This window comes from Streptomyces sp. NPDC002580, from assembly GCF_042889485.1.
GTDB lineage: Bacteria > Actinomycetota > Actinomycetes > Streptomycetales > Streptomycetaceae > Streptomyces.
Genome location: NZ_JBIAQZ010000005.1, coordinates 554,294 through 565,872, shown reverse-complemented (window position 1 = coordinate 565,872; position 11,579 = coordinate 554,294). Strand labels below are relative to the sequence as shown.

Below are 11,579 nucleotides of genomic sequence, written 5' to 3'. Positions count from 1 at the left end.
GGGGGACCCTGTGGGAGAGTAGGACGCCGCCGAACAAATTTTGAAGAAAACCCCCGTACCGGGAATCCGGTACGGGGGTTTTCTGCGTTCCAGGGGCAGTTGGCCAGGGTGCCAGCGGAGCTCGTAGAGGAGTAGAGGATCGAGAAGGGAAAAGGGGGCGGTCTCCTCGCGGAGACCGCCCCCTTTCGCGTTCCACCAGCCGGTTCATCGGCTGTTCCAGCTGCTGTTCCAGTGGTTCTGGTTACTTCAGGCGGGACGACGCGACGATCGAGACGATGTGGGCGGGCACGAGCAGCCACACGATCGCCGTCACGGCGACGGTCGCGATCCGGGTGGCCGTCAGGTCGCCGAGGGCCAGGTCGACCACCGCGGTGACGAGCAGCAGGATGGTGCACTCGATGCCGTTGACCAGACGGTGGAGGCCCACGGCCGAGGCGAGCCGGCGGATCCGGGCGAGTCCGGTGGAGCGGGGGACGACGGACGCGTCGGTCGCCTTCTGCATGCCGCTGTCGGAACGGGCCACGTGGACGAGGTCGGAGGACGACTTCAGGAGCAGGACGCCGACGGCCGCGGCCAGACCGGCCACCAGGTAGAGGTCGAGGCCGAGTTGGGCCGCGCGGATGCCCATGCCGACCATGACGGCGGCGTCGGCGAGATAGGCGCCGAGACGGTCCAGATAGACGCCGAGCGGGCTGAACTGGCGGCGCCAGCGGGCCACTTCGCCGTCGACACAGTCGAGCAGCAGGTACAGCTGCATGAAGAGGACGGAGAGCACGGCGCCGCCGAGGCCCGGCAGGATCAGCGCGACTCCGGAGAGCACTCCCGCGAAGACCATGATCACGGTGATCTGGTTCGGCGAGATGCGGGTGTCGACGAGATGGCGGGTCAGCCGGAGGGAGAGGGACCTCATGTAGAGGCGGCCGGCCCAGTGTTCCGCCCTGCTGTCCAGTTTGCCCGTGGGGTGGATGACAGTGCGGAGTTCCTCTAGTTGGACCTTGGGCATGCGGTGTTCTCCCTGACGAGCTGGCACTGGATCGGTCGGCTGACAATGTCGTACAGGGAAGAGCATGACGGGGGCCGGGGCCGCGGTGATCGGCAGGGTGGAAAACGGGTGAGCCCGGTCGTACGCGCGTACTACCGTGACTGCCATGACCTATGTGATCCGATCCGTACGGCCTGACGAGTGGCGTCAGGTGAAAGAGCTCAGGCTCGACGCCCTGCGGGACCCGGTCGCGCATCTCGCGTTCCTGGAGACCTACGAGGAATCGGTCGCCAGGACCGACGAGTTCTGGCAGGACCGGACGGCCGGGGCGGCCGTCGGGGTCACGGAGCGGCAGCAGATCGTGGCCATGACCGAGGACGGGGAATGGGTCGGATCCGTGACCGTCCTGGTCGAACTGGCCGGTGTGCGGAACCCGTTCGGGAAGGTGTCCGAGCGGGACCAGGGGCATCTGGTGGGGGTCTTCGTACGGCCCGAGCACCGGGGGAGCGAGGCCGGGGTGACCCAGGGGCTGTTCGACGCCGCCCTCGCCTGGTCCTGGGGGGTCGGGCTCGACCGGGTTCGGCTCTTCGTGCACGAGAAGAACGGCCGGGCGGAGGCGTTCTACCGGAAGGCGGGGTTCGTGCCCACCGGTGAGACCGAGCCGATGCCGGGCACCACCGGGGAGTCGCAGCTGGAGTTCGTCATCACCCGGGATTAGAGACCCTGTTGGGGACAGGCTTCTGCGGCCGACTCGGCCGGCTCGGCTGCGGGCGGTCGGCGTGGAGGAGGCCGGTGTCGGCCCGGCTGTCGCGCGGTGTCAGAGCGGGAGCTCGAACTGCGGCCAGCGCGCCCGGAGTTGTTCCCGGGAGCGGAGGAGGACCAGGGTCGGCAGGCCGTGGGCCGGTCCCGTGGTCAGGAGGTCCGGGAGCTGGGGGAGCGGGGCCACGGCCGCCACGTCGTCGAGGACGAGCGTGAGTGGTGGGTCGAGCCGACCGGAGGATGACCGTTCGGCCATGCGCCGGCCACGCTCGACCACGCTTGAGGCGAGGGCCGTCAGGAGTGGCATGGCGCCGGGGTTCGCTCTGGGGTCCTCGAGGGGTTCACCGACCACATAGAGGCTGCCCCCTTCGTCGACGAAGGAATCCAAGGCAAGGCTGTCATTTCGGTTCGGTGTGCAGGATTCGCGGATGTTGACCGTGCCGAAGGACAGCAGCGCACGTGCCGTCAGTTCCTGGGCGATGTCACGGCGTTCGGGGTGCGAGACGAGGGCGGCCTCCAGCTCGCCGGCGGCGCCGGACGCGGCCTTGGGATTCGTCCGCAGGGCCCGTACGGCGTCCTGCACCTGTGAGCCCTGGGCCCAGCGGTGGACATGGCGGAAGGCCTTGCCCTCCACTGCGGCGGCGTGCAGATAGCTGCGCATGAGCGTCTCCGCGACATCGGCCATCGCCTGGTCCACCTTCGCGGTGGGGCGTACGGGGGCGAGGAGCGCCGCCGCCCTGGCCGCGGCCGTCTCCTTGTTCTCGCAGCCCGTCGAGGGGGACCAGTGGAGCCGGGCCGGGGTGTCGCAGAGGTGGGCAGGGTCGTAGAGGAGAACGGGCCCCAGTTTCGCGCGGGCGTCCTTGGTCTCGGACCAGGTGCGGGGGTCGGACGTGATGACGAGCACCGGGCCCGCCGCGTCGCGCACGGCCTGCGCCGCGGTGGGGTGGCGGGTCTCGGCGGGGGCGAGGACGACGGAACGGGCGGACGTCCACGCCGGGTTCGGAGAGGGGGAGGGGGAGGAGAAGGCTGTGGCGGGCAGGGGGGCCATGGCCGAAGTCGAAGCCGAAGGTGCAGGCGGGAGTGGAGCCGTGGGTGTGGAGAGGGCGGCTTTCCGGCCGTCCGTGTGGTGGTCGGGCGCTCGCTCGGCCTCGGCCGCCGTGTACGCGGCCTCCAGGGGCTGTGCGGGTGTCGGCTGGGCCGTGGGCGTCGGCCGCGGCTCCGATCTGGCCGGCGGTACCACCAGGCCGGGAGCCTCGGCGGAGGCGGCGGCCTGTGCGCGTCTTCGTGCCCGGCCCGCCCGCCACCGGGCCACCGTCCCCATCACGAACACCGTGAGGACCAGCAGCACCATCAACTGGCCGATGAACAGGCCCCAGAAGAGGCCGTAGCCGGACAGCTGGGCGGCGGGGGTGTCGGGCCAGGCGCCGGGGACGTCGTGCGGCGCGCCGATCAGGTGGCGCATGGCCAGCGGTGTACGGGCGAAGGTGATCGCGTCCGGCCAGGCGCCGCGGGAGAACCAGCCCGCGAGGCCCGTCGCCGTCCACACCATCAGGGTCATGCCGAGGAGGAAGGCCAGCACCCCGATCAGCAGGCCGTCGGGGATGCCGCCCGCCCCCTCGCGCCGGGGGTCGTGCCGGTCGTCCTGTCTCATTCTCACGCCACCGTGGACTCGGAGGAGCCGTCGAGATCGCTGAGGTGCTGCTCCATGAAGGCCGCCGCCCGTTCCTCGGCCTCCAGTTCGGCGGCGCGCATCGCGTCGTCGGAGAGGAGGAGGTCGGCGGACGACTCCGTCATCGCCCGGTCGGTGAAGACCAGCGGGCGTTCGGTCTCGGTGATGAGGTGTTTGACCACCTGGACGTTGCCGTTGACGTCCCAGACCGCGATGCCCGGGGTCAGCGTCGGGATGATCTCGACCGCCCAGCGGGGCAGGCCGAGGACCCGGCCCGTCGCCCGTGCCTCGTCGGCCTTCTGGGCGTAGATCGTCCGGGTCGACGCCATCTTCAGGATCGCGGCCGCCTCCTTGGCCGCCGCTCCGTCGACGACGTCCGACAGGTGGTGCACCACCGCCACGAAGGACAGGCCGAGGCGGCGGCCGAACTTCAGCAGCCGCTGGAACAGCTGGGCCACGAAGGGGCTGTTGATGATGTGCCACGCCTCTTCCACCAGGAAGATGCGCTTCTTGCGGTCGGGCCGGATCCAGGTGTGCTCCAGCCACACCCCGACGATCGCCATCAGGATCGGCATGGCGATGGAGTTCCGGTCGATGTGCGACAGGTCGAAGACGATGAGGGGAGCGTCCAGGTCGATGCCCACGGTCGTCGGGCCGTCGAACATGCCCCTGAGGTCACCGTCGACGAGCCGGTCCAGGACCAGCGCGACGTCCAGGCCCCAGGCCCGCACGTCGTCTATGGCGACGTTCATCGCCTCGGCCGACTCCGGTTCGGGGTGGCGCAGCATCTCCACGATGTCGGTGAGCACCGGCTGGCGGTCGACGATGGTCTCGTTGACGTAGGCGTGCGCGACCTTCAGGGCGAAGCCGGACCGCTCGTCGAGGCCGTGCCCCATCGCGACCTCGATGATGGTGCGCAGCAGGGCCAGCTGGCCCGTCGTCGTGATCGCCGGGTCGAGCGGGTTGAGCCGGATGCCCATGTCCAGGGCGGCGGTCGGGTCGAGCCGGATGGGGGTTATCCCCAGCTCTTCCGCGATGAGGTTCCATTCGCCGACGCCGTCCTCGCCCTGCGCGTCGAGGACGACGACCTGGCGGTCGCGGAAGCGCAGCTGGCGGAGGACGTACGTCTTCTCCAGCGCCGACTTGCCGTTGCCGGACTCGCCGAGGACCAGCCAGTGCGGGGCCGGCAGCTGCTGTCCGTACAGCTGGAAGGGGTCGTAGATGTAGCCCTTGCCGGAGTACACCTCGCGGCCGATGATGACGCCCGAGTCGCCGAGGCCCGGTGCGGCGGTGGGCAGGTAGACCGCCTGGGCCTGGCCCGTGGACGTGCGGACGGGCAGGCGGGTCGTCTCGACCTTGCCGAAGAGGAAGGAGGTGAAGGCGTCCGTCGCGGCGGACAAGGGATCCCGCATCAGTGCATCAGCCCCTACCTGCGGATTCCGGTGGCGAACGGCAGTGTGTTGACGAAGGCCCGGTGGTGCTCGCGGTCGCACCACTCCAGCTTCAGGTACGACTTGCCGGCCGAGGCGCGGATGGTGCGCTTGTCGCGCGCGAGGGCCTCGGGGTTGCGGGAGGAGACGGTGATGTAGCCGACGAGGTTGACGCCCGCGGCGCCGCTCGCGAGGTCCTCGCCGCGCTGGTCGAGGCGGTTGTGCGAGGCGATGTCGCGCGGGTCGACGGTCCGGTTCATCTTGGCGGCGCGGCTGGCCTCGGCGTCGTCGTTCGTCTTCTCGGTCAGCATGCGCTCGATGGCGATCTCGGTGGGTTCGAGGTCCATGGTCACGGCGACCGTGCGGATGACGTCGGGGGTGTGGACGAGGAGCGGGGCGAGGAAGTTCACGCCCACCGGGGTCATCGGCCACTCCTTCACCCAGGCCGTGGCGTGGCACCAGGGCGCGCGGGTGGAGGACTCGCGGGTCTTCGCCTGGAGGTACGTCGGCTCCATGGCGTCCAGCTCGGCAGGCCAGGCGTTGCGCTTGGTCATCGCCTGGATGTGGTCGATCGGGTGGTCGGGGTCGTACATCGAGTGCACGAGGGAGGACAGCCGCCCCTGCCCGAGCGGCTGGCGTACGCGGATGTCCGCTTCCTGGAGCCGGGAGCAGATGTCGGTCAGCTCGCGGGCCATGACGACGGCGAGTCCGGCGTCCCGGTCGATCTTCCGTCCGCCCCGGGGCCGCGCGGCGCGGGCCATGGCCTGGCCCTCGGCGGCCAGTTCGCGTGAGTAGTGCATGCAGGCGACGAGATAGGCCCGGTGCTGCTCACTGCTGGTGGACACCATCGACTGGAGCTGGTCGTAGGACTGCTGGAGCCATCCGGGAGCCCGTTCGTCGCCGCGTACGGAGACGTCCTTGGCGTGGGCGTCCGGGTCGGCGGGGAGGGTGCGGGCGAGCATCTGGAGGCGGGTGACGAAGCCGTCGCCGTTCGCCACGTGCTTGAGCAGCGTGCCGAAGCGGTCGACGAGGGCCTCCTGGTCCTCGCTGTCGCGCAGGCCGACGCCCGGCCCCTCGATCTCGATCGCGGCCGTCACGGTGCGCCGGTCGGCGTGCAGCAGCACGGCGATCTCGTCGGGTCCGAACGGGGCGGCGAGCCAGGAGATCCGCCCGATGCCGGGCGGCGGTCCGATCTCGACCTCCTTCCCGTCGATGCGGGTGCCGGACTCCATCACGTGGCTGCGGTACGTCGTTCCCTTGCGGAGGTTCCGCTTGTAACTGCGGTTGATCTCGAACCACTTGTAGAACGTCCGGCGCTTGTACGGGATGTACACCGCGGCGAGCGCGAGCAGCGGGAAGCCCGTCAGCAGCACGATCCGCAGGGACAGGACCGGGACGAGCAGGCCGCACATCATGCCCAGGAACGCGCCCCCGATGATGAGCGCGATCTCGCCGGACTCACGGTTCCGGCCGACGATCGCGTTCGGCCGGGCGCGGCCGATCAGATATGTACGGCGGGGCGTGACCGGATGGGACAGGTGGGACTCGGTCGTCAACGCCCTTCACCTCCCGTGCGGTTGGAGCTGCTGTTGCGGGTGTTGCTCGCGTGCGGGGTGTTGACCGGGCTGGTACGCGGCGGGGGTGCGGCGGAGGGGACAGATCCGCCGCCTCCGTTCGGCGTACGACTGCTGTGCGCGGCCACACCGCCGGACGCGGGGTTGGCGGGCCGGGGCTGGCTGTTGCCGCCCCCGCCGCCACCGTTGTTGTCGGCGCGCGAGCTGTGCGTCTTGATGCCCTGCGCGACCAGGGTGGCCGGCGAGCTGATCACGGCGGCGGCCTTGCCCTCGGCGCCCTGCATGATGCGGTTGTTGCGGGAGCCGGCGATCTCGTCGCCGAAGCCCGGTACGAAGCGGTAGATCATCGCGCTGGCGAAGATGGCGAGCAGGATGATGGCGAGCCCGGAGACGACGGCGGAGAACGCGTCGGGACCGTCGTCGGTGCTGAGAGCTCCGGCGAGGCCGAGCACTATCACGATGACCGGTTTCACCAGGATCACCGCGATCATGATGCCCGCCCAGCGGCGGACGTGGCCCCACAGGTTCTTGTCGACGAGGCCGGCGTAGACGACGGTGCCCAGCAGGGCGCCGACGTAGAGCAGCGCGGCCCGGATGACCAGCTCCAGCCAGAGGACTCCGGCGGCGAGGATCGAGACCAGCGAGACGACGATCAGCATGATCGGGCCGCCGCCGATGTCGTCGCCCTTGTTCAGCGCGCCGGAGAACGTCCCGAAGAACGCGTCCGTCTGATTGCCGGTGGTCTTGGCCAGCACCTCCGTCACGCCGTCCGTCGCCGAGACGACGGTGTAGAGGATCAGCGGGGTGAACGCCGAGGCCAGCACCGTCAGCCAGAGGAAGCCGATCGCCTCGGAGAGGGCCGTGGCGAGGGGGACACCTCGTACGGCCCGCTTCGTCACGGCCAGCAGCCACAGCACCAGGGTCAGGATCGCGGACGCCGCGAAGACGACGGCGTACTGCTGGAGGAACTTGGGGTTCGTGAAGTCGACGTTGGCGGTGTCGTTCACGGCGGCGGAGAGTTTGTCGACGGTCCAGGAGGCGGCGTCGGCACAGCCCTTGGCCAGGGACGAGAGGGGGTCGAGGGTGGAGCCGAGGGGACTGGGATCCGAGCCGAGGCCTGATCGGCCGGATCCCTTGTTGTCGGACTCGCAGTAGTTCTTGGCAGGGCCGTGGATGAGACCGCAGGGGTCGCTGCTCTTGGAGGGCGATGGCGTGGGCGCGGCGACGGCTCTCGTGGCCAGCAGCACCGCCGTGGCCTGGACCGCCCCCACCACGGCAGCCAGCTTGAGTACACGATGGTTAGCGGGCATACGTGAACCCTCCGTACTCCTCGACAGCCTTCGCGATGTCGTCCGCGCTGGAGGCCCGGTCGTCGCCCGGAACAGGTGCGGGGCCGTCCTTCTGAGAGTGCGTGACGATCTTCCAGTTGTCGCTGATCCACTCCAACTTCATGGTGATGGTGAACCAGCTGCTGGTGACCGGGGTGGTGGAGTTGTTGCCGGCCAGGCCGAGAAGGCCACTGCACCAGACTTCCACGGTCGCCGTGTCGTTCGAGGACTCGGTCGTCTTGGTGCCGATGGGACTGGTACGCGAGACGAATGTGTAGCCCTGCGGAGCCGAGCCGTCCTCGTTCAGGCCTACGTTCTTGTTGAACTGAGGCGTGTACGCCTTGTCCAGCGTCGCCTCGAACCCGCTCACGCGGTTCGGAGTGATCAGGGTCGCCAGGATCCGGTCCCGGTCGGCCTTGTCGAACATGTCGGCGGACCCCAGCGCCACCGCGTAGTTCGCCGCCGCGCTCTGCGCTCCCTCCGCGCTGTGGGGGAAGCCCGTGGGGATGCCCGCGGCCTTCGCATCCACCGGGCGGTCGCCGGAGGCGGCCGTGGGGGAGGTCTTCGCCTTGTCGCCGCTGTCGTCGCCCGCGGAGGGCGAGTCGTCGCCGCGGTTCGCGAAGGCGATCGCGGCGATGAGGAGGACGACCACGCCGACGACCGTGATCAGGCTCCGCGAGGAGGATCCGCGGCCGCGCCGCGCGCCGCCGTAGACGTCGCCCGGGCGGTCGGGGAGGCGGGTGCGGGTCTGGCCGGAGCCCCCGTACCCCCCGTCCTCGCCGCGCGACGCGCCGCCGTACCCGGGTTCGTCACCGAGACTCATGCCGCGTACGCCCCCTCAACCTCTCGCTGAACCAAGTAGTACGACGGTAGCCGTGCTGGTTCCCGCGCGGGCGCGGTGTGGTGACTGGACATCAGGGAAACGCAACCTCAGCCGGTGGGCACGACGGACGGGTGGGTCGGGAAGGAGATTCCGGGCGCGCCCGGCCGGGTACTACGGTGCGCCGGGTGGGCGGCACGGTCCGGCCGGGCTACACGGCCATGCCGTACACGATGGTGAAGAGCGTGCCGAGGGAACCGATGATGAAGACTCCCGTGAGCCCGGCGATGATGAGCCCCTTGCCCTGTTCGGCGCTGAAGGTGTCGCGGAGGGCGGTCGCGCCGATGCGCTGTTTGGCCGCGCCCCAGATCGCGATGCCGAGGCAGAGCAGGATGGCGACCGCCATCACCACCTCGACCATCACCTTCGCTTCGTTGCCCAGGCTGCCGAAGGGGCCCCAGTCCGGGGCGATTCCACCGATGATTGTGTTGATGTCGCCCTTGTCGGCTGCGAAAAGCATGTAAGTCACCGCCCCTAGTGGGTAGTTCTGCACCCCCTGCCACTGCGCAGAGGTCGAGCCCATTCTCGCCGACAATGCCGCCGTCGCATGTCGACTTGGCGTCATTGGTTGGCGGGATTCGTACGAATTCCTTGTCACCGGCGTACGCGGGCCCCTCGAGGGAGGCGTACGGCGGTGTACGAAGAGTCGTATCGTCACTCTGTGTATCACGGCTGGTCACGCCGGGCAATGAAGTGGGGGCGAAACCTCGCACGTGGTTCCGTCGTTGTTCCCCTTTACGGCTCGCGCCCCGAGTGATTCGAACGGATACGGCTCGGCCGCACCGATCCTGACGGCCCGTCGAGCCGGTGTTCCCAGGGTCGCCGGGTCCGCGTGAGGTGGACGCCGGACGGGATGTCGGACCGATCGCCGAGAAGCGCGCTCCAGGCCGGCTCCCTCCGGGGCTCCCGGACTCGCCGTCCGGTCCATCGGTCGGGACCTCCGCGCCGGCGGGACGTACCGACCGGAGGGCGACGCGGGCGGCACGATCGAGCGGTGCGGGCCGCCGGAGAGCTGCGCCGCGACCTGGGAGTACGGCGGGGACGTCGGCCGGATCGAGGTGCGGGTGACCCCGGAGGGCGACCGCACCCGTTTCGAACTCGAACACCTCGCCCGCGCGACGACGAACGCCTGCGACGGCACGGGCCGCGGCGGCGTACGCGGGGGCCGAACAGGGGTGAGGCCGGCCGCCGTCACCTCACGAGCGGCCTTCGGCGGGAGCCGGGGGCCGCTCCTCCTCGAGGTCCGCCACGAAGTGGTCGAACTCGCCCGCCTGGACACCGAGGACGAACGCGTCCCACTTCCTGCGGGTGGTCGTGACGACGTTCTCCGGGGCGCCGGTCTCCCGGAGGTAGACCAAGTCGTCTTCGCCGAAGGCGAGTTCGATCCAGGGGCCGGGGCCGGTGGCGTCCTCGGGCGCGGCCCGGACCCAGTCGAGGTCCGCGGGGGTGTCAGTCACGGTCCTGTTCCTTCTTGTCCTTCTTGAGTACCTGGAGGAGCGAGCGGAAGGCCGCGGGGGCGGCGGTGAGTACCGCTCCGCCGGGGTCGGCGGATTCGGTGAGGTGGATCGCGGGGGTGGTGGCCCCGGCGACGTGCACGCAGGCCTCCCCCTCGCCGCAGTACGAGGACTTCTGCCAGGTGGTGATGGGCATCTCGGGTCCTTTCACAGGTCCTGGGCGACGGCGTGGACGAACTCCCGCGACTCGCCGGGGCCGAGGGCGGTGCCCGTCATGCGCTCCAGGAGTACGCGGTACTTGTCGAGCTGGGCTCCGGCGTCGAGCAGCGCCGAGCCGTGGGACTGGTCGAGGTGCACCGTGTCGAGCTGGGGGACGGTTCCATGGGCGTACAGGATCGACTGCCCGGATCCGGGGTAGGCGCCGGCGGCGAACGGGATGACCCGCACGGCGATGTGCGGGTGCTCGCTCATGTCGAGGATGTGCCGGAGCTGCTTCCTCGCCACGGTGGGGCCGCCGAACTGCATGCGCAGGGCGGCCTCGTGGATGACGGCCCGATACGGGGTGGGGGAGTCCTTGAAGAGGACGGTCTGACGTTTGATCCGGAACGACAGCCGGTGTTCGACATCCGGGGGCGACAGTTCGGGCACGACCTGGCGGAAGACCTCGCGGGCGTGGTCGTGGATCTGGAGCAGGCCGGGGACGTGAGCGGTGGTCCCGGCGGTCAGGCGTGTCGAGTGGTGTTCCATCTCGGCCAGGTCGATCAGGCCGCCCGGCAGGATCTCGCGGTACTCCTCCCGCCAGCCGCGTGCGCGTACGGCCGTCATGGCGCCGAGTGCTTGCACCAGGGCTCTGTCCGAGCAGGCGTAGTGGCACGCGAGCGTGCGGACGCGCTCGGCGCTCACACCGACCCGTCCGGCCTCCATGTTGCTGACCTGGGTCTGCTTGATGCCGAGGAGCTGACCGGCCCCGGTCGAGGTCAGGCCCGCGCGCTCGCGGAGTTTGCGCAGCTCCGTGCCAAGACGGAGCTGGCGACCCGTCGGGTTCGTCCTCACGGGCTCGCTGCCTCCTTGCTGGTGCGGGTCACTCACCCGAGTGGCAGTAAAGCTGATTCCCGCTATCCGGTGAACACCTTTACTCGACGGGGCTGCCTCATCGCTGGGACCCCGCCCAGAAGCACCCCGCTCGACGGAGCGGCCGCGGTCACTGGGCAACGTGGCGACACGGCACCACTCAACTCCGCTCCGTGATCGGAGACTTCCATGGCAACCGTATCCCCGCCCTGGTCCCGCACTCTCCAACTCCCGCACGATCCCCGGGCCCCGGGCATCGCCCGTGTCACCCCCGAGCCGTTCTCGCAGTTCTCGCCGCCCACGGGCTCACCGAACTCAGCCCCACGGCAGAGCTGTCGGCCTCCGAACTCCTCACCGACGCCCACCCGCACACCCCCGGTCCGTACGCCCCGCGCGTCCTCTCGGCGGAACCCGACCGGCCGCGGGTCGCCG

At 70.1% G+C, this 11,579-nt stretch carries 11 protein-coding genes; 1 reads left to right on the top strand and 10 read right to left on the bottom strand.

Features of this window, described 5'->3' with window-relative positions:
• Positions 1-241 precede the first annotated feature (241 nt).
• Complete coding sequence (locus tag ACFYW7_RS19275) at positions 242-1,003, bottom strand: CDP-alcohol phosphatidyltransferase family protein (RefSeq protein ID WP_389503693.1); 762 nt, start codon at positions 1,001-1,003, stop codon at positions 242-244.
• Positions 1,004-1,148: 145 nt separating this feature from the next.
• Here ACFYW7_RS19275 and ACFYW7_RS19270 point away from each other — a divergent pair, with 145 nt between their 5' ends.
• The gene (locus ACFYW7_RS19270) at positions 1,149-1,700 is read left to right on the top strand and encodes a GNAT family N-acetyltransferase (protein ID WP_389503690.1); all 552 of its coding nucleotides are present in this window, start codon (positions 1,149-1,151) and stop codon (positions 1,698-1,700) included.
• Positions 1,701-1,799: 99 nt separating this feature from the next.
• On the opposite strand, the gene ACFYW7_RS19265 is transcribed toward ACFYW7_RS19270, so the two are convergent.
• The 9 genes from ACFYW7_RS19265 to ACFYW7_RS19225 all read right to left on the bottom strand — a co-directional run bounded on the left by ACFYW7_RS19265 (position 1,800) and on the right by ACFYW7_RS19225 (position 11,129).
• Positions 1,800-3,392, bottom strand: a complete 1,593-nt coding sequence (locus ACFYW7_RS19265; RefSeq protein WP_389503688.1) for a type VI secretion protein — start codon at positions 3,390-3,392, stop codon at positions 1,800-1,802.
• A 2-nt stretch (positions 3,393-3,394) separates the two neighbouring features.
• Positions 3,395-4,822 carry an ATP-binding protein gene (locus ACFYW7_RS19260; RefSeq protein WP_389503686.1) on the bottom strand — a complete coding sequence of 476 codons (1,428 nt, stop codon included), beginning with the start codon at positions 4,820-4,822 and terminating at the stop codon, positions 3,395-3,397.
• A gap of 14 nt (positions 4,823-4,836) precedes the next feature.
• Entirely contained in the window at positions 4,837-6,396 is a 1,560-nt protein-coding gene (locus ACFYW7_RS19255; protein WP_389503684.1) for an SCO6880 family protein, read from the bottom strand.
• On the bottom strand, positions 6,393-7,724 hold the full coding sequence (locus ACFYW7_RS19250) for a hypothetical protein (RefSeq protein WP_389503682.1): 1,332 nt from the start codon (positions 7,722-7,724) through the stop codon (positions 6,393-6,395). Before ACFYW7_RS19250 ends, ACFYW7_RS19255 begins: the two co-directional genes overlap by 4 nt.
• Positions 7,714-8,565, bottom strand: coding sequence for a hypothetical protein (locus tag ACFYW7_RS19245; protein ID WP_389503680.1), 852 nt, complete (start codon positions 8,563-8,565; stop codon positions 7,714-7,716). Before ACFYW7_RS19245 ends, ACFYW7_RS19250 begins: the two co-directional genes overlap by 11 nt.
• 208 nt (positions 8,566-8,773) lie before the next feature.
• Positions 8,774-9,082, bottom strand: a complete 309-nt coding sequence (locus ACFYW7_RS19240) for a hypothetical protein (RefSeq protein WP_037622434.1) — start codon at positions 9,080-9,082, stop codon at positions 8,774-8,776.
• A 736-nt stretch (positions 9,083-9,818) separates the two neighbouring features.
• On the bottom strand, positions 9,819-10,079 hold the full coding sequence (locus tag ACFYW7_RS19235; protein WP_389503678.1) for a DUF397 domain-containing protein: 261 nt from the start codon (positions 10,077-10,079) through the stop codon (positions 9,819-9,821).
• Complete coding sequence (locus tag ACFYW7_RS19230) at positions 10,072-10,272, bottom strand: DUF397 domain-containing protein (RefSeq protein WP_389503676.1); 201 nt, start codon at positions 10,270-10,272, stop codon at positions 10,072-10,074. Before ACFYW7_RS19230 ends, ACFYW7_RS19235 begins: the two co-directional genes overlap by 8 nt.
• 11 nt (positions 10,273-10,283) lie before the next feature.
• Positions 10,284-11,129 (bottom strand): helix-turn-helix domain-containing protein, encoded by an 846-nt coding sequence (locus ACFYW7_RS19225; RefSeq protein ID WP_389503674.1) that lies wholly within the window; start codon positions 11,127-11,129, stop codon positions 10,284-10,286.
• Positions 11,130-11,579 lie beyond the last annotated feature (450 nt).